This is a genomic window from Klebsiella sp. GB_Kp056 (assembly GCF_040064755.1).
GTDB classification, from domain to species: domain Bacteria; phylum Pseudomonadota; class Gammaproteobacteria; order Enterobacterales; family Enterobacteriaceae; genus Klebsiella; species Klebsiella quasipneumoniae.
Genome location: NZ_JBEAJA010000040.1, coordinates 257,858 through 284,599, shown reverse-complemented (window position 1 = coordinate 284,599; position 26,742 = coordinate 257,858). Strand labels below are relative to the sequence as shown.

Below are 26,742 nucleotides of genomic sequence, written 5' to 3'. Positions count from 1 at the left end.
GATGAGAAGCTTCGACTAAGGTTCGACTCGAGCGTAGCGAGAGAACGTTGCCGCAGGCAACGGCCCGAAGGGCGAGGCGCTTTAGCGCCGAGTCATCCTTCCCCCACCACCATCTCTTCATGTATTACCCAACTTACTTCACTTGCGATACTCTATATTCTGCCCCACGGGGAAGGATGAGAAGCTTCGACTAAGGTTCGACTCGAGCGTAGCGAGAGAACGTTGCCGCAAGCAACGGCCCGAAGGGCGAGGCGCTTTAGCGCCGAGTCATCCTTCCCCCACTACTGTTGCACTCTCTTCAGCCACCTGTGCTGCTATCTCCTCGCTCGCGCTTCGCTTAGCGAGGCTACATGCTATATTCTCCCCTACGGGGGAGGATGAGAAGTTTCGACCAAGGTTCGACTCGAGCGTAGCGAGAGAACGTTGCCGCAGGCAACGGCCCGAAGGGCGAGGCGCTTTAGCGCCGAGTTATCCTTCCCCCACCATTCTCGCGCTCTCTGCAACCACCTGTACTGCTACCTCCTCGCTCGCGCTTCGCTTAGCGAGGCTACAGGTGGTGCCGACCGGCGCCCCGGACTGGTGCGCCGCACCGCCTCCGGGAAACTCACAGCGGGGGCAGTCGTCTCTTCACCGGCGAACTCTTCACTACCGAGGTATTGCACTGAGCAAATTCAGCCAGGCCGTCAAGCAGCGTATCCAGTTGGGCAATATCACGCACCACCAGTCGCATCACGAAACAATCCTCTCCGGTCACTTTGTCACTTTCGATGCACTCCGGCATCGCCTGGATATATTTATCCACCTTCTGCAGCAGACCAGGCAGCGGCCGGACCCGCACCAGCGCCTGCAGGCTGTAGCCCAGCGCGGCAAGATTCACCCGCGCCCCATAGCCCTGGATCACCCCCCGCTCCTCCAGGCGCTTCACCCGCTCGGCGGTGCTCGGCGAGGTCAGCCCCACCCGCGCGCTCAATACCTTCAACGAGACTCTGGCGTCCTGAGTCAGGCAAGCGAGGATCGCCCGGTCAATTTCATCAAGTAAGTCATTCATGGTTTTTACCTAATTATGAAAGGAATTTTCCCCTGCTTACCTTAATTCAGCCATGTCAGGCTGTCAGGATTTTTCGCACAATAATGGAAAACTTCTGGAGGTGAAATATGCAACTTACCCGCGGCGTCTGGCAAATGAGCCTGGCGATGATAATTTCTGGCTCGATCGGCGCGTTCGTGCTGCTCTCTGGTTTGCCGGTAATTGATGTGGTGTTCTGGCGCTGCCTGATTGGCGCGCTCACCCTGCTGCTGTTTATCGTTCTTAGTCGCCAACCCTTCAGTCGTCTCACGCGCTTCACCCTCGCCCTCGCGGTGCTTGGCGGCATTGCGCTGGTCATCAACTGGCTACTGCTTTTTGCCGCCTACTCGCGTATTTCAATTGGCATGGCTACGGTGGTCTACAACACCCAGCCGTTTATGCTGGTACTGATGGGCATGATGCTGGGGGAGCGAGTCAGCGCCGTAAAATGGGGATGGTTACTGCTGGCCTTCGGCGGCGTGGTGATCCTGCTGTCAAGCGAGCTTGCCCCGGCGCACGGCGATAGTCTCGCGACCGGCGTTTTGCTGGCATTAGGCGCAGCATTTTTCTATGCTCTGACCGCCATTATCGCCCGCAAACTGCATCCGCTCCCTGCTCAGCATATCGCCTTTATTCAGGTGCTGGTCGGCGTCGTGATGCTGCTGCCGATGGTGCAAATGCCCGCGTTTTCTGCCAGCTTTCCCTGGCGCTATCTGCTGATCCTCGGCGTCGTCCATACCGGGATCATGTATCAGCTTTTATATAGCGCGATACAGAAGCTGCCAACGCCCATTACCGGTTCACTCTCCTTTATTTATCCACTGGTGGCGATGGGGGTCGACTATCTGGTCTTCCACCATGCGTTAACCCCTGTGCAGTGGTGCGGCGGGATGCTGATTCTGTTTGCCGCCGCGGGGAATAACCTCGGCTGGGGCGAAAAAAAACCCCGCCAGAGCGGGGTCAGTCAGCAGTCGCGGGCCAGTTAGCGACGGGCGCGAACAATCTGGTATTTGCGCGTCAGGTACTCTACCGGCGCGCTCCAGATATGAACCAGACGGGAGAACGGGAACAGCAGGAACAGGGTCATACCCAGCACCAGGTGGACGCGGAAGATAAACGCCACGCCATCCAGGTGCTGCGACGCACCGCCGTGGAAGGTGACCACCGACTGCGCCCAGCCGACCAGCTTCATCATTTCGCTGCCGTCCATATGCTGGGCTGAGAACGGGATCGTCAGCAGGCCCAACGCACACTGCACCATCAGCAGGGAGAGGATCAGAATATCCGCACCGGTGGTGGTGGCGCGAACGCGCGGGCTGAGCAGACGACGCTTGAGCAGCAGTAAACCGCCCACCAGTGTCATCACGCCGCAGGCGCCGCCGGCGATCATCGCCATCTTCTGCTTGACCTCGATCGGCAGGAAGGATTCATACATCCAGTGCGGCGTCAGCATGCCGAGGAAGTGGCCGGCGAAAATGCCGAGGATGCCGATATGGAACAGGTTCGACGCCAGATTCATCCCTTTACGGTCCAGCATCTGGCTGGAGGCCGCGCGCCAGGTGTACTGACCGTAGTCATAGCGCAGCCAGCTGCCGATCAGAAACACCGAGCCCGCAATGTACGGATAAATGTCAAAGAAGAACATATTCAGGAAGTGCATTATTGCTGTCCTCCGTTAGAGATATTCAGATATTGCGGGGCCACGGCTCCGGCAAAACGACGCTGGTGAGCGGAAATCTCCGACTCGCCGCAGCCCTGGTCGGCAAAGAATTTAACCTGTTCTTCTTCCCAGACTGCGTCCAGCGCCTGCGGCGTATCGTCGCGGGCTTCGTCGGCAATCTTCTCCGCCACCTTCTGGCTGTCGACCTGAGTGTTGGCCAGCTTCAGCAGCAGCTCGAACAGCACCGCATAGCGGCTCTCGCGCTGCTGCAGGCGCGCGCTGAGCAGGCCGAGGATCGGCGCGACATCCCGCAGGCCCCCAAGCGCTTCCTCTTCCGGCAGCTGCGCCAGATACTCCAGATACAGCGGCAGATGATCCGGCAGCTCATGGCTATCGAGCAGCAGACCGTGGCGCTCATACTGCGCCATCAGGTCAACCATCGCCTGCCCGCGATCGCGGGATTCGCCGTGCACGTGTTCAAACAGCAGCAGCGAGGTGGCCCGGCCGCGGTCAAACAGTTCGCTGTAGGCCGCCTGGGCATCCAGCGGATCCTGAGCCAGCAGATCGCGCAGAAAAACGCCCAGCGCGTGAGCATCTTCTTTGCTGAGTTTCTCCGATGACGCGAGCGCCTCGAACATCTCCTGCTGATGCTGCCATAAGGCAGCGTCAGGGTATTCGAGCAAACGCGACACAATCACAAGTTCAATCATGCGCGCGGCTCCGTTTTGCTGGTCACGTCGATGGCGTCGATGCGACGGCTGTTGAACAGGTTGAACTGGCTGTCAGAGCCGTGGCAGCCGTCGCCAAAGCTAAAGCCGCAGCCATTTTTCTCCGGAAACGCTTCCCGCGCCTGTTCACGATGGCTGCTCGGCACCACGAAACGATCTTCGTAGTTGGCGATCGCCAGGTAGCGGTACATCTCCTGAGCCTGCGCTTCGCTTAAGCCCACCTCTTCCAGCGCGCGGGTATCGACAACGCCGTCAACGGTTTCCGCCCGCTTATAGTGACGCATCGCCAGCATCCGCTTCAGGGCCAACAGGACCGGTTGGGTATCGCCGGCGGTCAGCAGGTTCGCCAGATACTGCACCGGAATACGCAGGCTTTCCACGTCCGGCAGGATCCCGTTGCTGCCCAGTTCGCCGGCATCGGCGGCGGACTGAATCGGCGACAGCGGCGGCACGTACCAAACCATCGGCAGGGTGCGATATTCCGGGTGCAGCGGCAGGGCCAGCTTCCAGTCCATCGCCATTTTCCAGACCGGCGACTGCTGCGCGGCTTCAATCACGCCCTGCGGCACGCCATCTTTCAGCGCCTGCTCAATCACTTTCGGGTCGTTCGGATCGAGGAACACGTCCAGTTGACGCTGATAGAGATCTTTCTCGTTCTCGGTGCTGGCGGCATTTTCGATCGCGTCAGCGTCATACAGCAGGACGCCGAGGTAGCGGATTCGGCCCACGCAGGTTTCGGAGCATACCGTCGGCATTCCGGATTCAATACGCGGGTAGCAGAAGATGCACTTCTCAGATTTCCCGCTCTTCCAGTTGAAGTAGATCTTCTTGTACGGGCAGCCGGTGATGCACATCCGCCAGCCGCGGCACTTGTCCTGGTCGATCAGCACGATGCCGTCTTCTTCACGCTTATAGATGGCGCCGCTCGGGCAGGTTGCGACGCACGCCGGATTCAGGCAGTGCTCGCACAGGCGCGGCAGATACATCATGAAGGTGTTCTCGAACTGGCCGTACATCGCCTTCTGCATGTTGTCGAAGTTCTGGTCTTTGGCGCGCTTTTCAAACTCGCCGCCGAGGATCTCTTCCCAGTTCGGACCGCTGGTGATCTTGTCCATCCGCTGGCCGGTGATCAGCGAGCGCGGACGGGCGATCGGCTGGTGTTTACTCTCCGGGGCGTTATGCAGGTTCTGGTAGTCGTAATCGAACGGCTCGTAGTAATCATCGATGCCCGGCAGATGCGGGTTCGCGAAGATTTTACCTAACAGCATCGCGCGGTTGCCCATGCGCGGCTGCAGCTTGCCGTTGATTTTGCGGATCCAGCCGCCCTTCCATTTCTCCTGGTTTTCCCAGTCGTTCGGAAAACCGACGCCAGGCTTACTCTCCACGTTATTGAACCAGGCGTACTCCATCCCTTCCCGGCTGGTCCAGACGTTTTTACAGGTTACCGAGCAGGTGTGGCAGCCGATGCATTTATCGAGATTCAGCACCATGCCGACTTGTGAACGAATTTTCATTTTACGCTCTCCTGTACCTGGTCATTGCCTTCGCCGTCTAACCAGTTAATGTTCTTCATCTTACGTACCACCACAAACTCATCGCGGTTGGAGCCGACGGTGCCGTAGTAGTTAAAGCCATAGGCCAGATGGCCATAGCCGCCGATCATATGGGTCGGTTTCGGCGTAATACGGGTAACCGAGTTATGGATCCCGCCGCGCTGGCCGGTGACTTCAGAGCCAGGCAGGTTCACGATGCGTTCCTGCGCGTGGTACATCATGGTCATCCCGGCCGGCACGCGCTGGCTCACCACCGCGCGCGCCGTCAGGGCGCCGTTGGCGTTGAACACTTCGATCCAGTCGTTATCTTCGATACCCAGATCTTTCGCATCCGCCTCGCTCATCCAGACGATCGGACCGCCGCGTGACAGGGTCAGCATCAGCAGGTTATCGCTGTAGGTCGAGTGGATACCCCATTTCTGGTGCGGCGTCAGGAAGTTCAGCGCCTTCTCCGGGTTGCCGTTGGACTTCTCGCCCATCACCGCTTTCACCGAGCGGGTGTCAATCGGCGGACGATAAACCAGCAGGCTCTCGCCAAAGTCGCGCATCCACTGGTGATCCTGATACAGCGACTGACGACCGGACAGGGTACGCCATGGGATCAGCTCGTGAACGTTGGTGTATCCGGCGTTATAGGAGACGTGTTCGTCTTCCAGCCCGGACCAGGTCGGGCTGGAGATGATTTTCCGCGGCTGCGCCTGAATATCGCGGAAACGGATCTTCTCGTCTTCTTTGTTCAGCGCCAGGTGCGCGTGCTCGCGGCCGGTGATTTCGCTCAGCGCTTTCCACGCCTTCACCGCCACCTGACCGTTCGTTTCCGGCGCCAGGGTGAGGATCATCTCCGCGGCGTCGATGGCCGTTTCCAGCTTCGGCTGACCTTTCGCCGGGCCTTCGGCCTTGGTGTAGTTGAGCTTACGCAGCAGGTCCATTTCGCTCTGGGTATTCCAGGCGATGCCTTTCCCGCCGTTGCCGATGGTTTCCAGCAGCGGGCCAATGGAGGTGAAGCGCTCATAAGTCGCCGGATAATCACGCTCGACCGGAATAATATGCGGGGCGGTTTTCCCCGGAATCAGGTCACATTCGCCCTTCTTCCAGTCTTTGACGTCCAGCGGCTGCGCCATTTCCGCGGCGGAATCATGCTGGATCGGCAGCGTAACGACGTCGGTTTCTTTACCGAGGTGGCCCACGCACACTTCAGAGAATTTCTTCGCGATACCTTTATAGATATCCCAGTCGCTCTTCGATTCCCAGGCCGGGTCAACGGCCGCTGACAGCGGATGAATAAACGGGTGCATATCCGAGGTATTCATGTCGTCTTTTTCGTACCAGGTGGCGGTCGGCAGCACGATGTCGGAGTAGAGACAGGTGCTCGACAGACGGAAGTCGAGGGTCACCACCAGGTCCAGTTTGCCGTCGAGGCCGTTATCGCGCCATTCGACTTCTTCCGGCTTCACGCCGCCCTGCTTGCCAAGGTCTTTACCCTGAATGCCGTTCTCCGTACCCAGCAGGTACTTGAGCATGTACTCATGGCCTTTACCGGAGGAGCCCAGCAGGTTAGAACGCCAGATAAACAGGTTACGCGGATGGTTTTTTCCGTTTTCCGGCTGCTCTGCCGCAAAGCGAATCGATCCCTCCTTCAGAGATTTGACGGTGTAATCCACCGGCGTCATGCCCGCTTTTTTCGCCTCATCGGCGATGCGCAGCGGGTTTACGCCCAGCTGCGGCGCCGACGGCAGCCAGCCCATCCGCTCGGCGCGGACGTTGAAGTCGATCAGATGGCCGCTGTAGCGGGATTTATCCGCCATCGGCGAGAGCAGCTCCTGCGCGGTCACGCTTTCATAGCGCCACTGGCTGGAGTGGTTATAGAAGTACGAGGTGCTGTTCATATGACGTGCCGGGCGTTGCCAGTCAAGGGCGAACGCCAGCGGCTGCCAGCCGGTCTGCGGACGCAGTTTTTCCTGGCCCACATAGTGCGCCCAACCGCCGCCGCTCTGGCCGACGCAACCGCAGAAGATCAGCATGTTGATCAGACCGCGGTAGTTCATGTCGAGGTGGAACCAGTGGTTGAGACCCGCCCCGACGATAATCATCGACCGACCATGGGTTTTATCGGCGTTATCGGCAAACTCGCGGGCGGTACGGATAATATGCGCGCGGGAGACGCCGGTAATTTTCTCCGCCCAGGCCGGAGTGTAGGCTTTCACTTCATCATAGCTGGCGGCGCAGTTGTCATCGTTCAGACCGCGCTCCAGGCCATAGTTGGCCATGGTCAGGTCGTACACGGTGGTCACCAGGGCGGTGGAGCCGTCAGCCAGCTGCAGGCGTTTAACCGGCAGTTTGTGCAGCAGAATGTTTTCCAGCGCGACTTTGTTGAAGTGTTCAGAACCTTCGCCGCCGAAGTACGGGAAGCCGACGTCCGCGACCTCGTCATGGCTGCCCAGCAGGCTCAGACGCAGCTCAATCTCTTCGCCGGTTTTACCGTCGCGCTGTTCGAGGTTCCATTTGCCTTTGTCGCCCCAGCGGAATCCGAGGGAACCGTTCGGCACGGTCAGATCGCCCTTCTCATCAAAGGCGACGGTTTTCCATTCCGGATTCTTCTCCTGACCAAGGGAATCCACGAGGTCGGACGCGCGCAGCGTGCGGCCGGCGGCGTAATAGCCGTCGCGCTCCTCAAGCATCACCAGCATCGGCATGTCGGTGTAGCGACGCACGTAATCGGTGAAGTACTGGCTCGGTTTATCAAGATGGAACTCACGCAGCATCACGTGGCCCATCGCCAGCGCCATCGCGGCATCGGTACCCTGCTTCGGCGCCAGCCACAGATCGCAGAGCTTGGCGATTTCGGCGTAGTCCGGGGTGATGGCGACAGTTTTGGTCCCTTTATAGCGAACTTCGGTAAAGAAGTGCGCATCCGGGGTACGGGTCTGCGGCACGTTGGAGCCCCAGGCGATGATATAGCTGGAGTTGTACCAGTCGGCGGATTCCGGCACGTCGGTCTGCTCGCCCCAGGTCATCGGCGAGGCCGGCGGCAGGTCGCAGTACCAGTCGTAGAAGCTCAGGCAGGTACCGCCGATCAGCGACAGGTAACGGGCGCCGGAGGCGTAGGAGACCATCGACATCGCCGGGATCGGCGAGAAGCCGGCCACGCGATCCGGACCGTAAGTTTTCACGGTATAGACGTTGGAGGCGGCAATCAGCTCATTCACTTCCTGCCAGGAGGAGCGGACAAACCCACCGCGACCGCGAGCCTGCTTGAAGCTTTTCGCTTTGTCGGCGTCTTCGATAATCGAGGCCCATGCCTCAACCGGATCGCTATGCTGGACCTTCGCTTCCCGCCACATCTTCATCAGGCGTTTGCGCATCAGCGGGTATTTCAGGCGGTTCGCGCTGTAGAGATACCAGGAGTAGCTGGCGCCGCGCGGGCAGCCGCGTGGTTCGTGGTTTGGCAGGTCCGGACGGGTGCGCGGATAGTCCGTTTGCTGGGTTTCCCAGGTCACCAGTCCGTTTTTGACATAAATCTTCCAGCTGCATGAACCGGTGCAGTTGACACCGTGAGTGGAACGCACAATTTTGTCATGCTGCCAACGTTGACGGTATCCATCCTCCCAGTCCCGGTTGGTGTTTAGAAGCTGGCCGTGCCCATCGGCAAAGGTTTCACCCTTCTGTTTGAAGTAGCGAAACCGGTCCAGGAATTTACTCATCGGGTTTCTCCTGATATGGAGCCTGACGGCTCTCTGATAAATCGACATTGCTGGATTTGCAGCGAAGGTAACGCTATGAAAGCGGACGGGAATTGATAGCGATCAATACGGACTGGCTTGTTATCGCGGCGGAAATTGGCATTTACCACCAAGGTGGTAGGAACTTAGATTTTTTAACTTAATGTTTTTTAATGGTTTTTATCGAAAAATGGGTCACCAGGCGCGGAATTGTTCACCAGGGAGGTATTAAGGGGTAGAGCAGTGACGCTGGTAAGCCGTCCCTTCCCGGCTCAGTGGCCAATACGCATACAATCACCCATTAGTATGTTGTAACTAAATAGGCCGGTAAAAAAAGGCGCCTCCTTCGGGAGTACGCCTTTACGAAGCAACATCGACGATGGCGAATTACTGACGCTTACGGCCGTATACCGCCCAGGTGATGATCACGCAGGCGATATAGAAGATCAGGAAGACTTTCATCGCGCCGGCCGGCGAGCCGGTCAGATCCAGCGAGATACCGAACGCCTTCGGAATAAAGAAGCCGCCGATGGCGCCAATGGCGGAGATAAAGCCCAGCGCCGCCGCGGTATCGGTCGCCGCCTCGCGCATCGCCTGGGCTTCGCTGCCGCCCTGGGCCTTCACCCGGTCCATGGTCAGCTTACGGAAGATCACGGAGATCATCTGGAAGGTGGAAGCGCTCCCCAGCCCGGCGGTCAGGAACAGCACCATAAACACCGCGAAGAAGGCGATGAAGTTACCGCCCTGGCCGTTGGTCGGCAGGGTCAGGAACAGCAGCGCACAGAAGACAGCCATCACCACAAAGTTGACCAGCGTCACGCGGGTACCGCCGAGACGGTCGGAGATCGCCCCGCCCATCGAACGCGCCAGCGCGCCAATAAACGGACCGAAGAAGGCGTAGTGTAGGATCTGCACGTCCGGGAACTGGGTCTTTGACAGCATGGCGAAACCGGCGGAGAAACCGATAAAGGAGCCGAAGGTCGCCAGATAGAGCAGCGCCATGATCCACAGGTGCAGGCGTTTGAGCACCGGCAGCTGTTCGCTCAGCGAGGCTTTAGAAGCCGACAGGTCGTTCATAAAGAACCACGCCGCCAGGGTGAAAATAATCAGGAAAGGTACCCAGATCCACGCGGCGTTTTCCAGATACAGCATTGAGCCGTCCGGCTGCTCGCTGCCGGTCCCGCCAAAAATGGCAAACACCGAGACCGACACCACCAGCGGCGCGACCAGCTGCATCACGCTGACGCCCATATTACCAAGGCCGCCGTTGACGCCCAGCGCCCCGCCCTGCTTCGCTTTCGGGAAGAAGAAGCTGATATTGGCCATACTGGAGGCGAAGTTGGCCCCGGCGAAGCCGCACAGCAGAGAGATGATCACGAAGACGCTAAACGGCGTAGAGGTATCCTGGACCGCAAAGCCCAGCCACACGCACGGCACAATCATGATCCCGGTACTGAACGCCGTCCAGCGACGGCCGCCGAACAGCGGTACCATGAAAGCGTAAGGCACGCGCAACAAAGCGCCTGACAGCGCCGGCAGCGCGGTCAGCATAAACAGCTGATCGGTCGTAAACTGAAAGCCCACTTTGTTGAGGTTAACGGCAACGGCGCTGAACAACATCCACACGCAGAACGCCAGTAACAGGCAGGGAACGGAGATCCATAAATTGCGGCTCGCCACATGGTGGCCGCGCTGTTGCCAGAATTCAGGATCTTCAGGCCGCCAGTCGGTAATGACCGAGCGGTTAGCCTTCTCCGGGAGGGAAGATTGACTCATAGATACCTCTGATTATTCATTTTTCCTGCCGCTACCTTAGGGGTTGCCCCGGGCGGTAAGTTGATATAAATCAAAGGAAAAGCGCGCGCTAATTTGTGCGAAAAAAAACCATGCTCCGAAGTGAGTAGAGAATGGTGGGTAAAAAAGTGTGGTTTTTCACACGGCTGCCGGGATGCGTCTAACCCCTCTCCCAACGGCGCCTACCACCGACAATTAAGGAGTAACTCTTTGTGGGTATGGGTATACTCCAGGGGATAGCCGAGAATAAGCGCCACTCCCGGGGACACGACCGGTCAGGAGCCACGCATTCCATGTTAAAACGTCTTTTTACCCCGCTGACGCTGGTCAATCAACTGGCGTTGATCGTCCTGCTTGCCACCCTTACTGGCGTCGCCGGTATGGCGATCTCCGCGCGCCTGGTCAACGGCGTGCAGGGCAGCGCGCACGCCATTAACAAAGCCGGGTCATTACGCATGCAGAGCTACCGGCTGCTGGCGGCGATCCCGCTGAATGAACACGACCAAAAGCTGGTCGATGATATGACCGCCACCGTCTTCAGTCCGGAGCTGCAAAACTCCGCCCGCCGCGACGGGCAGGAGCGCCAGCTGCAGGCCCTGCAGCAGTACTGGCAGCTGGCGCTGGCTCCCGGCATGCAGCGCGCGGTCAACCAGGCGGAGGTCGCCCAGGATGTCGCCGACTTTGTCGATCGTATCGACCAGCTGGTCACCGCATTCGACCATACCACCGAGCAGCGTATCGAACGGGTGGTCTGGATCCATCGCCTCCTCGCCATCGGCATGGCGCTGCTGCTGATCTTCACCATCATCTGGCTACGCGCCCGCCTGCTGCGGCCATGGAAACAGCTGCTGAGCATGGCGCGAGCGGTGAGCCAGCGTGATTTCACCCAGCGGGCGCACATCAGCGGACGCAACGAAATGGCGACCCTCGGCATGGCGCTAAATAACATGTCGGAAGAGCTGGCGGAAAGCTACGCCGTGCTCGAGCGCCGGGTGCAGGAGAAGACCGCCGGGCTGGAACAGAAGAACGAGATCCTCGCCTTCTTATGGCAGGCCAACCGCCGGCTGCACGCCAACGCCCCGCTCTGTGAACGCATTTCGCCGGTACTGAACGGCCTGCAGGGTCTGACGCTGCTGCGCGATATCGAGGTGCGGGTCTACGATCTGGAAGATGAAGACAACCATCAGGAGTTTACCTGCCACTCGGATAATGAATGTGACGACATGGGCTGCTACCTCTGCCCACGCAACTTGCCGCCGCTGCCGGATGGCGGAACGACGCTGAAGTGGCGGCTGTCGGATGCGCATAATCAGTACGGCATCCTGCTGGCGACGCTGCCGGTTGGCCGTCATCTCAGCCACGATCAGCAGCAGCTGGTGGATACTGTGGTTGAACAACTGACCAGCACCCTGGCGCTGGACCGCCATCAGGAGAAACAGCAGCAGCTGATCGTTATGGAAGAGCGGGCCACTATCGCCCGTGAGCTGCATGATTCCATCGCCCAGTCGCTATCCTGTATGAAGATGCAGGTCAGCTGCCTGCAGATGCAGGGCGACGCCTTGCCGGCGGAGAGCCGTCAGCTGCTGGGGCAGATACGTAACGAGCTGAATACCTCCTGGGCCCAGCTGCGTGAGCTGTTGACCACCTTCCGCCTGCAGCTGACCGAGCCGGGCCTGCGCCCGGCGCTGGAGGCCAGCTGTCAGGAGTACAGCGCCCACTTCGGCTTTACGGTGCAGCTTGATTATCAGCTCCCGCCGCGCTTTGTGCCGTCGCATCAGGCCATTCACCTGCTGCAGATCGCCCGCGAAGCGTTAAGCAATGCCCTGAAGCATGCCAGCGCGACCCAAGTCACCGTGACGGTGTCACAACGCGATAATCAGGTCCGTCTGGTGGTGGCGGATAACGGCCGCGGCGTGCCGGACCACGCCGAGCGGAGTAACCATTACGGTTTAATCATTATGCGGGATCGCGCGCAAAGCCTGCGCGGCGACTGTCAGGTTCGGCGCCGGGAAACCGGCGGGACCGAAGTGATCGTCACGTTTATCCCGGAAAAAACGTTTTCCATCCAATAAGGAGACCCCCATGAGTCAACAGGAACGGGCAACCATCCTTCTCATTGACGACCATCCGATGCTGCGCACCGGCGTGAAACAACTGATCAGCATGGCGCCGGACATCCAGGTGATTGGCGAAGCCAGCAATGGCGCGCAAGGTATCGAGCTGGCGGAGTCGCTGGATCCGGACCTGATCCTGCTGGACCTCAATATGCCGGGCATGAACGGTCTGGAAACGCTGGACAAACTGCGTGAGAAATCGCTGTCTGGCCGGGTGGTGGTCTTCAGCGTCTCTAACCATGAAGAGGACGTTGTTACCGCCCTCAAGCGCGGCGCCGATGGCTATCTGCTGAAAGACATGGAGCCGGAAGATCTGCTGAAAGCGCTGCAGCAGGCCGCCGCCGGCGAGATGGTATTAAGCGAAGCGTTAACCCCGGTGCTGGCCGCCAGCCTGCGCGCCAACCGCGCCACCTCCGATCGCGACATCAGCCAGCTGACCCCGCGCGAGCGCGACATCCTCAAGCTGATCGCCCAGGGGCTGCCGAACAAAATGATCGCCCGCCGGCTGGATATCACCGAAAGCACCGTCAAAGTGCACGTCAAGCACATGCTGAAGAAAATGAAGCTCAAATCCCGGGTGGAAGCCGCGGTATGGGTCCACCAGGAGCGAATTTTTTAAGGCGAGTCCGTCCACGAGACGCCAGGCGCGGTGAACTTGATCAGCGGCTCGGTCAGCGTCAGGACGATCTCATTGGAGGAGACGCGCTGCCCCTGTTTATCCTCTACCACCACCGACAGGCGCCAGCGGTTCGCGGCGCCCGGTTCACTGTTCCACACCGGCATAATCACGCTCCAGCCATCGGGGCTGCTGGCATCCACCGGCGGCGTCAGGCTGAGCGCCTGGGTGTCGCCCTGCCAGTGCAGCGACTTGATGCCGTGCAGACTATGGATCTGCAGCTTCAGCTGCACCGTCTCCCCGGACTGTAGATCCCAGGGCGGCGTGGCCAGGTAGACCGTCAGATTTTTGCGCTGCCGATACTCCACCACCGGCAGATTATCCCGCTCCGGGCTGTCGAAGCGGCTGCCGCGCAGCGAGTTGCTGAACGCCACCTCGTCCGCCGCCAGCTGCTGCTTGAGCGGCACGCCAAAGCGGTAGTTGAGCTTCAGGCCAACGTTGTTCTGGCTGACGCCATTTTCCCCTTGCTTATGCTTGGCGGTCACGGTGACCAGCGGGACCGGGGTATAATTGAGCCCGACGGAGACGGCCACCGGGTTATGGTAGCCTGTGCCGGTGTGAAACAGATCGACGCTGTCGCCGAAGTACTGTTCGACGCTGACGCTGGTGTTGATGTGCTCATAAAACGGCAGCCGCGCCTGGGCGGTAACGTCATACCCCGCGGCCATCCGCTGCTCCTGAGTTTGATTCTCCCGCAGCTGCCAGTCGCCCAGCGGATGATAGTAGTTCGCCGACAGGCGGAGATATTCCCCCCACGCCTCGGCGCCGACGCTGCCGCGGGCCAGGCTTTCGCTCAGCACCTTGTCATAAAACGAGTTATAGCCCAGCAGCCAGCCGCCGACCCGCCAGCGCTGGCCAAGCCCAATGTTGCCCACCAGATCGTTCTCGCGCCGGGTCACCGAATACTGGTTCCACGTCAGGTAGCGATCGTTATCCTGCAATGGCACGAACCAGCTCCCTTTACTGCCGGTGAACTTCCCCTCTTTATCGACCAGCAGGTCGACATTGGCGTTGCCCCACGGCGAGAGCCAGCTCTCCAGCTGGTGGCTCACTTCATTGCCGAGTTTGTTGATGGCGAACATCTGCGCCTGCTCGCCCGCCGTCAATCCGTTATCGCTCATGCTGGCCTCGCCGAACTTCTTCGCCACTTCGGCAAAGTGTCTGGCGTCGTCATCGACCTGCGGGGCGATCCCCAAATCGGGCAAGGGATCTTCTCCCTGGGGCGTAAGAGCCGTGTCGCTGGCGGTCAGCGCCCAGACGGGAGCGCCCGGCAGCAGCAGGATAAAGATCAGGGATGGCAGCAAACGGTACGACACAGGCATCAACAGGTTTTGCGCGGGCTCGCAGAAAAAATTGGAAGATAGTTTTAGTTTATCGTTTTTTCCCTTCTCCCGCAGCCCTGCAGACAATTCCAGGAATATGCTGAAACCGGTTGGGCAAATAGTCGCCCAACCACAGAAGGTGCCGCCGCGCCGTTACGCCCCGGCGCGGGTCGGTTGCGCCGTCAGCAGCGCGTTGAGCTCCGGCACGCAGGAGCCGCAGTTGGTCCCGCACTTAAGCCTGGCGCCCAAAGCCCCAACGCTGGCGCAGCCGCTGGCGATGGCCTCGCCGATCGCCCGCTCCCCCACCCCAAAACAGCTGCAGACGATCCGCCCCGGCGGCGCGGCGGCGGCGTCCGGTCGGCCGCTGAGCAACGCATGGCGCCGGGCGGCATCGGACGGCGGCGCGGCGAAGGCGGCGCTTATCCCTGCGCTATCCACCGCCGGCTCGCGCGCATCGCTCCACCAGCCCAGCATCAGCCTCCCCTGATGCCACGCCAGCAGGTTCCACACCGCGCCGCCGTCTGCTATCTGCAGCTGCCAGCCGCGCTGCGCGCACCAGACGCTGAGCCACTGTCGGGCTGACGCCTCCCCGGCCAGCGAGTAGTGCAATACGCCCGCCGCCGCCCGCCGCCGCCAGTGCCAGGCCGCAGGAAACGGCAGCGGTTCGCGACAAAACAGTTCGCTATGCCAGGCAGGCTGCCAGGGGGCGATGGCCACCGCCGCCTGTTTACTCTCAGGCTGGGCGGAATGCGGGTCCGTGACGGCGGCCAGCAGATTATTCACCCGCCCCTGGCGGGCGAACTGATTGTTCCAGTGCATTGGGACAAACAGCGAGCCGGGGCGCTGGCCTTCGCTGATCGCCACTTTCGCCACCATCACCCCATGGCGCGACCAGATCCGCGCCAGCCCGCCGGCGACAAGCTGGTAGCGAACGGCGTCCTGCGGCGCCACCTCCACCACCGGCTCCGCGATATGCTGCATCAGCCGCGGCACGGCGCCGGTGCGGGTCATGGTGTGCCACTGATCGCGGATCCGCCCGCTGTTGAGGATCAGCGGATAAAAGACATCGGTTGCCGCCCGGGTCGGCTGAGGCGTCACTGGCACCATCCGCAGCCTGCCATCGCTATGCCAGCCGCGCGTGACATCCCAGGCGGCGCGGCGGCGGCTGACCGGCCAGCGTACCGGCGCCATGGCGTCCCATGCCTCGCGGCTGAGATCCGCCAGCGCGCCGATATCAAATGCCCGCTGGCCGTCGTTTTCGAAACCGGACAGCGCCGCATGCTCGCGGAAGACGTCATGCGGATGCTGCCAGGCAAACGCCTCGCGATACCCCAGCGCCTGCCCTACTCTGGCGATGATCCACCAGTCCGCTTTCGCCTCCCCCGGCGGCGGCAGGAAGCTGCGCTGACGGGAGATGCGCCGCTCCGAGTTGGTGACCGTGCCATTTTTCTCGCCCCAGGCCAGCGCCGGAAAGCGAATGTGGGCGAATTGTCCGGTATCCGTCTCAGCGGCGACATCTGAGACGATCACCAGCGGACAGCCGGCCAGCGCCTGGCTCACCGCGTGGCTGTCGGGGAGCGACACCACCGGGTTGGTGCCCATGATCCACACCGCTTTCACCTCGCCGCGGCCGATGGCGGCAAACAGCTCCACGGCGGTCAGCCCCGGGGTCTGCGCCAGCCGCTCGGTTCCCCAAAAGCGGGCCAGCCGCTGCAGATCGTCTGGCACAAAATCCATGTGCGCCGCCAGCATCGTCGCCAACCCGCCGACTTCGCGCCCGCCCATGGCGTTGGGTTGACCGGTCAGCGAAAAGGGGCCGCAGCCGCGGCGGCCATACTTTCCGCTGGCCAGATGGACGTTGATGATGGCATTACATTTGTCGCTGCCGCTGGCTGACTGGTTAATTCCCATGGTGTAGAGGGTGATGGCCCGCGGGGCGGCGATAAAATCGCGATAGAAACCCGCCACCTCATCGGCGGGCAGGCCGCAAAAAGCCGCCACTTTCGCCACGTCCCAGTCGCGAGCGGCGGCCAGCGCCTGCGGGCCGTCGCGAAAACCGTCGACGCAGGCCCCGGCCTGCGCCAGGGCGTTAAGCAACCCCACGAACAGCCCGCCGTCGCTTCCCGGCGCCAGCGCCAGATGGCGATCGGCGATCTCGCAGGTGGCAGTGCGCCGGGGGTCGATCACCACGATCTGCAGCCGGGGATTATCCCGCTTCGCCTGCGCCAGACGCTGGTACAGCACCGGGTGCGCCCAGGCGGCGTTCGAGCCGACCAGCACCACCAGATCGCTGTTTTCCACATCCTCATAGCTACAGGGCACCACGTCGGCGCCAAAGGCCCGCTTGTAGCCGGTCACCGCCGACGACATGCACAGCCGCGAATTGGTGTCGATGTTCGCCGCGCCGATAAATCCCTTCATCAGCTTGTTGGCGGCATAGTAATCCTCCGTCAACAGCTGGCCGGAGGCGTAGAAGGCCACCGCCTGCGGACCGTGCTGGTCGATAACCTGTTGCAGGCGGGAAGCGGTCTCCGCCAGCGCCTGAGACCAGGCCACCGGCTGGCCGTCCACCTCCGGCGCCAGCAGCCGCCCCGCCAGGCCCATGGTCTCCCCTAGTGCCGCCCCTTTGACGCACAGGCGGCCGAGATTGGCCGGGTGCTGATCGTCGCCGCGCACGCTCACCTGACCCGCGTCATCCACGCTCGCCAGCACGCCGCAGCCTACGCCGCAGTAGGGACAGGTCGTTCGGATGGTCTTCATCAGGAGGCCTCCGCTCGCGCCAGCAGCTGCTGGCTGCCCACCCACACTTTGCCGTTTTCCACTTTCACCGGCCAGGCGCGCACTGCCTGTTCACCGCCGTCGCACGGCCAGCCGTCGCGCAGGCGAATCCGCTGTTTGTACAGCGGGGAGATCACCACCGGTTCCCCGCCGACGTCCCCTAACAGCCCCCGCGACAACACGTTGGCCGCGCTGCCCGGCTCGCGGTTGTCCAGGGCATACACCCGATCGCCGAACCGGAACAGGGCAATCTGCCGCTCCCCTAACCGGGCGCCGATCCCCGCCTGCGCCGGGATGGCGTCAAGGTCGCAAATCGCCTGCCACGGCCGGGATGGGAGTTCGCCTTCAGGCAACGCTTCAGCAGGCAATGGCTGCGGCTGACCGCGCAGATCGTGGCGCTGCACCACCTCGTCGGGCTGGTCGCTGTTCACGAAGGAGCGGAACAGCGCCAGGCGCTGGGGATCGTTGAGCGTGGTCTGCCACTCGCACTGGTAGCTGTCGACGATGCGGGCCATCTCCTGTTCCAGCTCCTCGCCAATGCCGAGGCTGTCCTCCAGCACCACCTGCCGCAGGTAGGCCACGCCGCCCTCCAGGTTGTCCATCCAGGTGCTGGTCCGCTGCAGGCGATCGGCGGTGCGGATATAGAACATCAGCAGACGATCGATGCTGCGGATCAGCGTCGCTTCGTCGAGGTCGCTGGCAAACAGGTCGGCGTGACGCGGCTTCATTCCGCCGTTTCCGCAGACGTAGAGATTCCAGCCTTTGTCGGTGGCAATCACCCCGATATCTTTGCCCTGGGCTTCGGCGCACTCGCGGGTGCAGCCGGAGACCGCCATCTTGATTTTGTGCGGCGCGCGCAGCCCTTTATAGCGATGCTCGAGCCGCACCGCGAGCCCGGTGGAGTCCTGCACGCCGTAGCGACACCAGGTTGCGCCGACGCAGGACTTCACCGTGCGCAGCGACTTGCCATAGGCGTGGCCGGTTTCAAACCCGGCGTCGGCCAGCTCGCGCCAGATCGCCGGCAGCTGTTCCAGCCGCGCGCCAAACAGGTCGATGCGCTGGCCGCCGGTCACTTTGCTGTAGAGCTGGTAACGTTTGGCGATCTGCCCGATGGCGATCAGCCCGTCCGGCGTCACTTCCCCTGCCGCCATCCGCGGCACCACCGAATAGGTGCCGTCCTTCTGAATGTTGGCGAAATAGCGGTCATTGGTATCCTGCAGCGGCAGGTGCGCCGGCTTCAGCAGGTATTCGTTCCAGCAGGAGGCCAGCACCGAGGCCACCAGCGGTTTACAAACCTCGCAGCCGTGCCCCTGGCCGTAGCGGCTAATCAGCTGCTCGAAGGTATGGATATGGTTGACCCGCACCAGATGGTAGATCTCCTGACGCGACCACGGGAAATGCTCGCAGACGTCTTTTTTCACTTCGACGCCCTGCGCCGCCAGCTGGTACTCCATCACCTGTTTCACCAGCGCGCTGCAGCCGCCGCAGCCGGTGGCCGCTCTGGTGCAGCTTTTTATCGCCGCCATATCCCCCGCGCCATTGTTCACCGCCTGGCAGATATCGCCTTTGCTGACGCTATGGCAGGAGCAGATCGGCGCGCTGTCGGGCAGCGCCGCCACCCCCAGCGCCTTCGGCGCGGCCCCCTCCAGCGCCGGCAGGATCAGGCTCTCCGGACGCGGCGGCAGCGCCATGCCGTTCAGCATCATCTGCAGCAGCGTGGCGTAGTCGCTGGCGTCCCCCACCAGCACGCCGCCAAGCAGGGCTTTGCCGTCCTGACTGACGACGATTTTTTTGTAAACCTGCTGCGGACCGTCGGTCCATTGATAGCTCTGGCAGCCCGGCGTGCGCCCCTGCGCATCGCCAAACGAGGCTACGTCAACCCCCAGCAGCTTCAGTTTGGTGCTCATGTCGGCGCCGCTAAAGCAGGCGTCCTCTCCTGCGAGGGTGGCCGCGGCGATCCGCGCCATCTGATAACCCGGCGCCACCAGGCCGTAAATTTTATTATCCCACAGGGCGCATTCGCCTATCGCCAGCACGTCCGGGTCAGTGGTGCGGCACTGGCCGTCGATGCCAATCCCCCCGCGCTCGCCAACCTGCAGCGCGCAGCCGCGGGCCAGCGCGTCCTGCGGGCGGATCCCTGCCGAGAAGACCACCATGTCGGCCGCCAGCGTGCCGCCGTCGGCAAAGTTCAGCCGCAGGCCGTCGGCCTCGCGCACGATGGCGGTGGTGGCTTTGCTGGTATGCACCCCCACGCCGAGGGCGACGATCTTCTCCCGCAGCATCGCCGCCCCGCCGTTATCCAACTGGACGGCCATCAGGTTCGGGGCAAACTCCACCACGTGCGTCTCCAGCCCCAGCTGTTTCAGGGCGTTGGCGGCCTCCAGCCCGAGCAGGCCGCCCCCGATCACCACCCCGGTCTTCGCCGCGGCGGCATGGGCGGCGATACGGTCGAGATCGTCAAGGGTGCGATAGACAAAGCACCCGTCGAGATCGTTGCCAGGGATCGGCGGAACAAAGGGATAGGAGCCGGTCGCCAGAACCAGTTTATCCCAGTGGGTTTCATGCCCCTCGGCGTCCCGCACCAGCCGCGCGTCGCGGTCGATCGTCGCCACCGCCTTGCCGAGGCGGAGTTCGATGCCGTGCTGGTGAAAGAAATCATCGGCCACCAGCGACAGCGATTCGGCGCTGCGTCCGGCGAAATATTCGGAGAGATGCACCCGGTCGTAGGCGGCGTAACGCTCTTCACCAAACACCACGATACGATATTGCTGATGCAGGTTGCGGCTCACGCATTGTTCGAGAAAATGGTGGCCGACCATGCCATGTCCCACCAGCACTAATACAGGTTTCGTCATCGTCATTATTCCTGCAGCCTGCGGCTGCGTTGAAGAAGGGTCAAAAAGCCAGTCCGCGGTGGCGGGCTCGTCGCTTTCCAGGCGCGCGGTGAGCGCGGCGGCGGCGGTACAGTCGCCCATCAGCAGCACGCCGCGCAGGCGGCCGTCGCGCAGCAGCAGGCGACGATAGTGCCGGTCGATGGGATCCCAGCTGGTATAGATGTCATCCTGTTCGCCGGCCTGCTGTTCCCCGACGCTAAAGAGTTCAATGCCGGTGACCTTCAGGCGGGTCCCGGCGTCCTGCCAGACAAAGCCCTCGCCGGGGGCGCCGCACAGGCGATCCGCCAGCACCTCGGCCTGGCGCAGGCAGGGAGCCACCAGCCCCCAGGTCTGGCCGTCAATTTCGCAACACTCGCCAATGGCGCTGATCCCCGGCAGCGAGGCGGCCATCTGGCGGTCAACTACGATCCCCTGCTGGCACAGCACGCCGGACTGCGCCGCCAGACGGCTGTTGGGCTGCACGCCGGTCGCCAGCACCACTCGGGCGGCGCGGAATACGCGCCCGTCCGCCAGCCGCACGCCGTCGGCGTCGATGGCGGCGATGAGGCACTCCAGCACGCAGCGAATGCCGCGCGCTTCAAGCTGCTGCCTGAGCTCATCGGCGGCAAAGGCGTCGATCAGCGGCGCCATTAAGCCGCTGCCGCGATGCAGGAGTGCGACCTCCCCGCCGCGGCGACGCAGCGCCGCCGCCGCTTCCACGCCCAGAACCCCACCGCCAATCACCACCGCCGGGCCGGATATCGCCAGAATACGTTCCACGTCCGCCAGGGTGCGGAAGGGCATAACCTGCGGACGATCAATGCCCGGCAGCGGCGGGATAAAGGGCCGCGAGCCGGTGGCGAAAACCAGCTCGTCCCACGGCAGCCAGGCGTCAGCGATGCGCAGCCGCCGTTGCGCAACATCCACTTCATCCACCGCCTCGCCAGACCGCAGACACACCCCGTGCCGGGTGTACCACTCCGCCGGCAGCAACGGGATCTGCGATGCCGTTTTTTCGCCAGCCAGCAGCGGCGAGAGCTGGATGCGGTTATAGGCCGGGTGCGGCTCGTCGCCGACGACGGTAATGGCAAACCGCGCAGGGTCGCGCTCAACCAGCCGCTGCACCAGCCGGGTGGCCGCCATGCCGTTACCGATCACCACCAGTCGCCGCGTCATGACCGCCTCCTTATGCCGCTTTAGGCTGTTTTTCATACAGGAAATGGAGGATCTGCTGGCGCAGATGGTGGTACCGGCTGTCGTCCGCCAGCTGAACGCGATGCCGCGGACGCGGCAGATCGACCGCGAGGATCTCGCCGACCGTCGCCGCCGGGCCGTTGGTCATCATCAGCACCCGGTCGGAGAGCAGCACCGCTTCATCAACGTCGTGGGTGATCATGACGATGGTGGTATTGAGCTCCTGCTGGATATGCATCACCGTGTCCTGAAGGTGAGCACGGGTCAGCGCGTCCAGGGCGCCGAAGGGCTCATCAAGCAGCAGCACTTTCGGCTTCATCGCCAGCGCCCGGGCGATACCCACCCGCTGCTTCATGCCGCCGGAGATCTCCCCGGGCCGTTTATGCAGCGCATGACCCATCTGCACGCGCGCGAGGTTGTGTTCAATCCACTCCCGACGCTCATGCTTGCTCATGGTGCGACGGAACACCTGATCCACCGCCAGCGCCACATTGTCGAAACAGCTCAGCCACGGCAGCAGCGAGTGGTTCTGGAAAACCACCGCCCGCTCCGGCCCGGGCCCGGCGATTTCCCGGTTATCGCACAGCAGTCCGCCCTCGGTAGGGGTCGTGATCCCGGCGATTAGATTCAGCAGGGTCGATTTTCCACACCCCGAGTGGCCGATCAGGCTAATGGTCTCCCCTTCGACGATATCGAAGGAGACATTCTGCAGCGCCAGAAACTCGCCGCTGGCGGTGTTGAAGCGCTGGCTGACGGCCTGCACCTGAATTAATGGTTTCATGTTGGCTCCTTATTTTTCCTGCCAGCTAAAGCGGCGGGCGAGCAGCATCAGGCCCTGCTCCAGCAGCAGGCCGACGACGCCGATAATGACGATGGCGATGATGATGTTTTCCACATTGAGGTTGTTCCACTCGTTCCAGATCCAGAAGCCGATCCCCAGCCCGCCGGTGAGCATTTCCGCCGCCACGATCACCAGCCAGGCGATGCCGATGGAGAGGCGCACGCCGGTGAGCACCGCCGGCAGCACCGCCGGAAAGAGAATTTTGCGCATCACCGTCCACTCTGAGAGCTGGAGGACGCGGGCGACGTTGAGATAGTCCTGCGGGATCCGCCGCACGCCTTCCGCGGTGTTGATCACCATCGGCCAGATGGAGCAGATAAAAATGGTCCAGCTGGAGGCTGGCTCCGCCTTCTGGAACAGCAGCAGGCCAATCGGCAGCCAGGCCAGCGGGCTGACCGGGCGCAGCAGAGCAATCAGCGGATTAAACATGCGGGCGAAGAACAGCGAGCGGCCGATCAAAAACCCCAGCGGAATGCCCGCCAGCGCCGCCAGGCCGAAGCCCACCGCCACGCGCTGCAGGGAGGCCAGCACGTTCCAGCCGATCCCCATGTCATTCGGCCCGTCCTGATAGAACGGATCGGCGAACAGCGTCAGCGCCGAGTCCAGCGTGCTCAACGGGGTGGGAAAGCCTTTGCTGTGCATCGCCGCCAGCTGCCAGGCCAGCAGCAGCACCCCCAGCCCCAGCAGCGGGGGCAGCAGGCGTTGGGTGAGCTCACGCAGCCAGCGCGTGACGGTCGGCGTGGTGCGCCGGACCTGCACCGGCGGCAGGATAATGACTTCGCCAGGCGCGTTCTCCGCGCTGACGACCGGTTGCTTACGTTGTGCCTGCTTCATCTCATGCCCCCTTACGTTGAATAGCGAAATGGCGGGCGTAGCCTTCCGGGTCAGACCCGTTCCAGACCGTACCGTCCATCAGTGTGCTGCTGCGCATCGTGGCTGCCGGTGTGCTGATCCCGCCGACCGCCTGGGCGGCCGCCTGCCAGACGTCGATGCGGTTAAGACGCGACGCCACCGCGAGGTAATCCGGGGCCTGCTTCAGCAGCCCCCAGCGACGAAACTGGGTGAGGAACCACATCCCGTCCGACAGCCAGGGAAAGCTCACCTCTCCCTCGGCGTAAAAACGCATCGGATGGGCATCCTGCCAGCGGCGGCCGAGGCCGTTGTCATACTCCCCAAGCATCCGGCCGGTGAGGTACTGCTCTTTGGTATTGAGCCAGCCGCGTCTGGCGAGCAGGCGGGCCGTCTCCCGGGTGTTCTCCGCCGAGGCGGCGATCCAGCGCTGCGCCTCCATCAGGGCCGCCACCAGCGCGCGGGCGGTGTTCGGGTGGCGTTCCACCCAGTCGCGACGGGCGCCCAGCACCTTTTCCGGATGCTCAGGCCAGATATCCTGGGAAGTGGCGGCGGTGAAGCCGATACGGTCGTTAATGGCGCGGGCGTTCCACGGCTCGCCGACGCAAAAGCCGCTCATATTGCCGATGCGCATGTTCATCACCATCTGCGGCGGCGGCACCACGACGGTGCGCACATCGTTAAAGGGATCGATGCCGGCGCTCGCCAGCCAGTAGTAAAGCCACATGGCATGGGTGCCGGTGGGAAAGGTATGGGCGAAGGTGTAGCTGCCCGGCGCGCTGCGGTCGATCAGCCGTTTCAGTCCGCCGAGGTCGGTCACCCCTTTCTCCTGCAGTTCGCTGGAGAGGGTGATGGCCTGACCATTGCGGTTGAGGGTCATCAGATTAGCCATCGCCTGCGGCTTGCTGGCGATCCCCAGTTCAAGACCGTACAGCAGGCCATAGAGAATATGCGCCGCGTCCAGTTCACCGGCCACCAGCTTGTCGCGCACCGCCGCCCAGCTGGCCTCCTTACTCGGCGCCAGGGTAATGCCATATTTTTTGTCAAACCCCTTCGCCGCGGCGATAGCCAGCGGCGCACAGTCGGTCAGCGGAATAAACCCTACCCGCACGGTGGTTTGCTCCGGTCTGTCCGAGCCGCCGGCCCATGCTGCCTGCATCACGCCCGGCAGCAGCATCGCGCCGCCCAGCGCGGCCCCTGCCTGCAGCAAGCGCCGCCGTGAAATTGAAAACTTATCGCTCATATCCGCTCCACACGCGCAAAAAAAAAGCGCCCGACAGTGCATATGCACTGCAGGACGCCTTTATCCACGGACACCCGAACCGCCATTGGTTCGTCGCCCGGACTTTTATTCACTCACTAATGCCAATGCAAAGGGGATGCCAGCTTTGGCTATGGCGCACTGGCGGGCTTTTCCTTTCGCTCTGGTCGGTTTGTCAGGCAAAAGTGCACCGCCGACAGGCAGCGAATGCCCATCGATTGTGCATCTACTCCTTTGGGGTTAATGGCCAAATCGCCTTCACCATCAGCAGCGCGCGGGCTATCTCAACCATCCGCTGATTCTTGTCCATGGCCATCTTGCGCAGCGTCTGCCAGGCCTGCTCCTCCGGCATCCCCTGGTGAGTCATCAGCAGGCTTTTCGCTTTTTCGATCAGCTTGCGTTCCTCGAGCGCGTCTTTCAGCGAAGCCAGCTGGCTGGAGAGCTGTTGCAGCTCATAGGCCTGCTGGCGCACCAGCGGCAGCAGCTGTTTATCCAGCCGCGGCGTCACGCTGTCGCTCTCCTCCCCGGCCAGCCAGCCAGGCGCGTCGTCTTCTAACAGCGCGTCGGTGGCGTCCAGCAGATCGTCGATCAGTTGCTCTTCCACTTCGCGCAGTTGCTCAAGCCGCTGGGTTTGCAGGCCGAACCAGCGCAGCGCCGTTTCCCCGCCGTCCGCCGCCGGCTGGCGGGTGCAGGCGATCCGCCGCAGTTGCTCGATGTCCAGACCGGCCTGGCACTCGGTCGTAAACAGCTGGACCGTCGCCGGACTGCCCAGCGCCTGGAAGCTGTCAAAGCAGGGCTGCTGACCGTCAATACGGTCCACCAGCTGCTGGCGCAGGCTGTCGCTGAACTCGCCGCGGGTAAAGCCCAATGCTCCCAGCGCGCGCTCCTGGCCCACCAGCTCTTTTCCCTGCATAAAGCTGTACAGGGCGACCATACGCCCGGCTACCGACGGGTCGTCAATGCTGTCATTGAGCTGCGGGACGATATTCAGCAGATGGCGGATAATACGGCTGAACTGCTCCGTCGCGGCTTCAGCGGCGACCTGCCGACGGCTGACCTGCTCACGCAGCGCCGGGAGCTGCGCCAGATCGCCGACCGCCCGGGCGATGCGCCAGCACAGCGCGCTGCCGGCGACCGCGCGCGCCCGTTCGAGGGCGGCATAGAACAAGGCCAGCCGCTCATCAACCAGCGCCCCACCCGCCCGACACTCCGCCGCGTACAGCTGACCGCCCGAGCAAAGAAAAATATTCGACGCGCCGCGTTCGCACTGCAGCATATGCACCAGCGCGCTGAGCTGACTTGCCAGCTCGCCCAGCCGGGCAAGTTGCTGAAGCTGTTGTTTTTGCAGGCGGCGCGCCAGCTGCAGCCAGGCCGTCGCCTCGTCCGCGTGACCAGTCGTATTATTCATACCCCTCCTCCGGGTTAACGCTTTATACTGCGGTAAAGCAATAACCGTGCCTTTAAGAAGGAGTTTGTATGCAACGTATTGTGATTATCGCCAACGGCGCCGCCTACGGCAGTGAATCCCTGTTCAACAGCCTGCGCCTGGCCATTGCCCTGCGCGAACAGCAGTCCGACCTCGATCTCAAGCTGTTTTTGATGTCCGACGCCGTCACCGCCGGGCTGCGCGGGCAGAAGCCGGCGGAAGGGTATAATGTGCAGCAGATGCTGGAGATCCTCACCGCCCAGCAGGTTCCCGTGAAGCTGTGCAAGACCTGCGCGGACGGCCGCGGGGTCAGCGCACTGCCGCTGGTTGATGGGGTGGAGGTTGGCACTCTCGTTGAGCTGGCCCAGTGGACCCTGGCGGCAGATAAAGTGCTGACCTTCTAAATCTGCGCCGCCGAACGGGAGGAAATATCAGGTTTCGCCGCCTGAAGAGGTGAAAAAAACGTTAGCTGAATGCTTTCAGGAACAACGTCATTTTTGTTTAATCTTTATCCCTTTTTTTGATCAAAATCAGCATCCCGACCCGCGCCGTTTGGTGTGATGCACAGAGCAAAGTGTGAACAATATCACGCGAGGACTGGGTGGGCAGGATGCTGTAGCGGGACAGAAACGGGGTACAAAAATGGCGATGGTAAAAGCAAGTTTGACGTTGTTTGGCGGTGACACGCTGGTGGTGCGGTGCTCAGAGCGCTGCCATATTCATCTGATGAGCGCGAAGGTTCCTGGCGACAGCCATGCGGATATTCTGAGCGTGCAGGATCGGGACAGCGCCTATCTGACGGTGCCCTACAGCGGCACCTGGAACGTGCTTATCGACAGTCACAGCCAGTCACTGGAGCACTCCATCAGCTACGTTCCGGCCTGACAG

The 26,742-nt window shown here is 62.0% G+C and carries 18 protein-coding genes and 3 other RNA genes; 8 read left to right on the top strand and 13 right to left on the bottom strand.

From position 1 onward, the window contains the following. The 3 genes from ABLV52_RS08270 to ABLV52_RS08260 form a co-directional block, all read left to right on the top strand. Positions 1-112: non-coding RNA, RtT sRNA (locus ABLV52_RS08270), on the top strand; the annotation flags it as partial. Between the two features lie 43 nt (positions 113-155). Beyond that, positions 156-287, top strand: a non-coding RNA gene (locus tag ABLV52_RS08265) — RtT sRNA. A gap of 69 nt (positions 288-356) precedes the next feature. Continuing rightward, a non-coding RNA gene (locus ABLV52_RS08260) (RtT sRNA) lies at positions 357-488 on the top strand. 116 nt (positions 489-604) lie between these two features. On the opposite strand, the gene ABLV52_RS08255 is transcribed toward ABLV52_RS08260, so the two are convergent. After that, the gene (locus ABLV52_RS08255) at positions 605-1,048 is read right to left on the bottom strand and encodes an Lrp/AsnC family transcriptional regulator (protein ID WP_023290130.1); all 444 of its coding nucleotides are present in this window, start codon (positions 1,046-1,048) and stop codon (positions 605-607) included. A gap of 107 nt (positions 1,049-1,155) precedes the next feature. Here ABLV52_RS08255 and ABLV52_RS08250 point away from each other — a divergent pair, with 107 nt between their 5' ends. Next, complete coding sequence (locus tag ABLV52_RS08250) at positions 1,156-2,052, top strand: DMT family transporter (protein WP_348890261.1); 897 nt, start codon at positions 1,156-1,158, stop codon at positions 2,050-2,052. Here ABLV52_RS08250 and narI read toward each other — a convergent pair. The 5 genes from narI to ABLV52_RS08225 all read right to left on the bottom strand — a co-directional run bounded on the left by narI (position 2,049) and on the right by ABLV52_RS08225 (position 10,502). Further along, positions 2,049-2,726 (bottom strand): respiratory nitrate reductase subunit gamma, encoded by a 678-nt coding sequence (gene narI / locus ABLV52_RS08245; protein WP_087824102.1) that lies wholly within the window; start codon positions 2,724-2,726, stop codon positions 2,049-2,051. The two genes, ABLV52_RS08250 and narI, sit on opposite strands and share 4 nt — an antisense overlap. Then, positions 2,726-3,436, bottom strand: a complete 711-nt coding sequence (gene narJ / locus ABLV52_RS08240) for a nitrate reductase molybdenum cofactor assembly chaperone (protein WP_023318561.1) — start codon at positions 3,434-3,436, stop codon at positions 2,726-2,728. The genes narI and narJ overlap by 1 nt, the downstream gene beginning before the upstream one ends. Continuing rightward, positions 3,433-4,968, bottom strand: coding sequence for a nitrate reductase subunit beta (gene narH / locus ABLV52_RS08235; RefSeq protein WP_348890260.1), 1,536 nt, complete (start codon positions 4,966-4,968; stop codon positions 3,433-3,435). The genes narJ and narH overlap by 4 nt, the downstream gene beginning before the upstream one ends. Next, a complete protein-coding gene (locus tag ABLV52_RS08230) occupies positions 4,965-8,708 on the bottom strand; it encodes a nitrate reductase subunit alpha (protein WP_023290134.1) in 3,744 nt (1,247 codons plus the stop codon). Before ABLV52_RS08230 ends, narH begins: the two co-directional genes overlap by 4 nt. Before the next feature lie 405 nt (positions 8,709-9,113). Further along, entirely contained in the window at positions 9,114-10,502 is a 1,389-nt protein-coding gene (locus ABLV52_RS08225) for a NarK family nitrate/nitrite MFS transporter (RefSeq protein ID WP_023290135.1), read from the bottom strand. Positions 10,503-10,813: 311 nt separating this feature from the next. Between ABLV52_RS08225 and narX the strand changes: the two genes are divergently transcribed. Together narX and narL are read left to right on the top strand one after the other, a co-directional pair. Beyond that, positions 10,814-12,592, top strand: coding sequence for a nitrate/nitrite two-component system sensor histidine kinase NarX (gene narX / locus ABLV52_RS08220; protein ID WP_032428899.1), 1,779 nt, complete (start codon positions 10,814-10,816; stop codon positions 12,590-12,592). Positions 12,593-12,602: 10 nt separating this feature from the next. Further along, entirely contained in the window at positions 12,603-13,253 is a 651-nt protein-coding gene (gene narL / locus ABLV52_RS08215) for a two-component system response regulator NarL (RefSeq protein WP_002910198.1), read from the top strand. On the opposite strand, the gene ABLV52_RS08210 is transcribed toward narL, so the two are convergent. The 7 genes from ABLV52_RS08210 to nasR form a co-directional block, all read right to left on the bottom strand. Beyond that, complete coding sequence (locus tag ABLV52_RS08210) at positions 13,250-14,632, bottom strand: YchO/YchP family invasin (RefSeq protein WP_348890259.1); 1,383 nt, start codon at positions 14,630-14,632, stop codon at positions 13,250-13,252. The genes narL and ABLV52_RS08210 overlap by 4 nt on opposite strands. Positions 14,633-14,785: 153 nt before the next feature. Next, entirely contained in the window at positions 14,786-17,392 is a 2,607-nt protein-coding gene (locus ABLV52_RS08205) for a nitrate reductase (RefSeq protein WP_348890258.1), read from the bottom strand. Then, positions 17,392-21,459, bottom strand: a complete 4,068-nt coding sequence (nirB, locus tag ABLV52_RS08200) for a nitrite reductase large subunit NirB (protein WP_348890257.1) — start codon at positions 21,457-21,459, stop codon at positions 17,392-17,394. Before nirB ends, ABLV52_RS08205 begins: the two co-directional genes overlap by 1 nt. A gap of 10 nt (positions 21,460-21,469) precedes the next feature. Next, the gene (locus ABLV52_RS08195) at positions 21,470-22,258 is read right to left on the bottom strand and encodes an ABC transporter ATP-binding protein (RefSeq protein ID WP_032453294.1); all 789 of its coding nucleotides are present in this window, start codon (positions 22,256-22,258) and stop codon (positions 21,470-21,472) included. A gap of 9 nt (positions 22,259-22,267) precedes the next feature. Continuing rightward, the gene (ntrB, locus tag ABLV52_RS08190) at positions 22,268-23,152 is read right to left on the bottom strand and encodes a nitrate ABC transporter permease (RefSeq protein WP_348890256.1); all 885 of its coding nucleotides are present in this window, start codon (positions 23,150-23,152) and stop codon (positions 22,268-22,270) included. 1 nt (position 23,153) lies between these two features. Next, positions 23,154-24,410, bottom strand: coding sequence for a CmpA/NrtA family ABC transporter substrate-binding protein (locus tag ABLV52_RS08185; protein WP_032453296.1), 1,257 nt, complete (start codon positions 24,408-24,410; stop codon positions 23,154-23,156). Between the two features lie 244 nt (positions 24,411-24,654). Beyond that, positions 24,655-25,836, bottom strand: a complete 1,182-nt coding sequence (nasR, locus tag ABLV52_RS08180) for a nitrate regulatory protein NasR (RefSeq protein WP_044523872.1) — start codon at positions 25,834-25,836, stop codon at positions 24,655-24,657. Positions 25,837-25,904: 68 nt separating this feature from the next. Here nasR and ABLV52_RS08175 point away from each other — a divergent pair, with 68 nt between their 5' ends. Further along, a complete protein-coding gene (locus ABLV52_RS08175; protein WP_002910380.1) occupies positions 25,905-26,258 on the top strand; it encodes a DsrE/DsrF/TusD sulfur relay family protein in 354 nt (117 codons plus the stop codon). A gap of 238 nt (positions 26,259-26,496) precedes the next feature. Then, positions 26,497-26,739 (top strand): DUF1883 domain-containing protein, encoded by a 243-nt coding sequence (locus ABLV52_RS08170; RefSeq protein WP_002910387.1) that lies wholly within the window; start codon positions 26,497-26,499, stop codon positions 26,737-26,739. Positions 26,740-26,742 lie beyond the last annotated feature (3 nt).

Excerpts from the sequence above, each read along its gene's own strand:
- ABLV52_RS08225 (WP_023290135.1), bottom strand. The coding sequence starts at position 10,502 with ATGAGTCAATCTTCCCTCCCGGAGAAGGCTAACCGCTCGGTCATTACC.
- narI (WP_087824102.1), bottom strand. The coding sequence starts at position 2,726 with ATGCACTTCCTGAATATGTTCTTCTTTGACATTTATCCGTACATTGCG.
- ABLV52_RS08170 (WP_002910387.1), top strand. The coding sequence starts at position 26,497 with ATGGCGATGGTAAAAGCAAGTTTGACGTTGTTTGGCGGTGACACGCTG.
- ABLV52_RS08255 (WP_023290130.1), bottom strand. The coding sequence starts at position 1,048 with ATGAATGACTTACTTGATGAAATTGACCGGGCGATCCTCGCTTGCCTG.
- narJ (WP_023318561.1), bottom strand. The coding sequence starts at position 3,436 with ATGATTGAACTTGTGATTGTGTCGCGTTTGCTCGAATACCCTGACGCT.
- ABLV52_RS08195 (WP_032453294.1), bottom strand. The coding sequence starts at position 22,258 with ATGAAACCATTAATTCAGGTGCAGGCCGTCAGCCAGCGCTTCAACACC.
- nirB (WP_348890257.1), bottom strand. The coding sequence starts at position 21,459 with ATGACGCGGCGACTGGTGGTGATCGGTAACGGCATGGCGGCCACCCGG.
- ntrB (WP_348890256.1), bottom strand. The coding sequence starts at position 23,152 with ATGAAGCAGGCACAACGTAAGCAACCGGTCGTCAGCGCGGAGAACGCG.
- ABLV52_RS08230 (WP_023290134.1), bottom strand. The coding sequence starts at position 8,708 with ATGAGTAAATTCCTGGACCGGTTTCGCTACTTCAAACAGAAGGGTGAA.
- ABLV52_RS08175 (WP_002910380.1), top strand. The coding sequence starts at position 25,905 with ATGCAACGTATTGTGATTATCGCCAACGGCGCCGCCTACGGCAGTGAA.
- ABLV52_RS08250 (WP_348890261.1), top strand. The coding sequence starts at position 1,156 with ATGCAACTTACCCGCGGCGTCTGGCAAATGAGCCTGGCGATGATAATT.
- ABLV52_RS08185 (WP_032453296.1), bottom strand. The coding sequence starts at position 24,410 with ATGAGCGATAAGTTTTCAATTTCACGGCGGCGCTTGCTGCAGGCAGGG.
- ABLV52_RS08205 (WP_348890258.1), bottom strand. The coding sequence starts at position 17,392 with ATGAAGACCATCCGAACGACCTGTCCCTACTGCGGCGTAGGCTGCGGC.
- nasR (WP_044523872.1), bottom strand. The coding sequence starts at position 25,836 with ATGAATAATACGACTGGTCACGCGGACGAGGCGACGGCCTGGCTGCAG.
- narL (WP_002910198.1), top strand. The coding sequence starts at position 12,603 with ATGAGTCAACAGGAACGGGCAACCATCCTTCTCATTGACGACCATCCG.
- ABLV52_RS08210 (WP_348890259.1), bottom strand. The coding sequence starts at position 14,632 with ATGCCTGTGTCGTACCGTTTGCTGCCATCCCTGATCTTTATCCTGCTG.
- narX (WP_032428899.1), top strand. The coding sequence starts at position 10,814 with ATGTTAAAACGTCTTTTTACCCCGCTGACGCTGGTCAATCAACTGGCG.
- narH (WP_348890260.1), bottom strand. The coding sequence starts at position 4,968 with ATGAAAATTCGTTCACAAGTCGGCATGGTGCTGAATCTCGATAAATGC.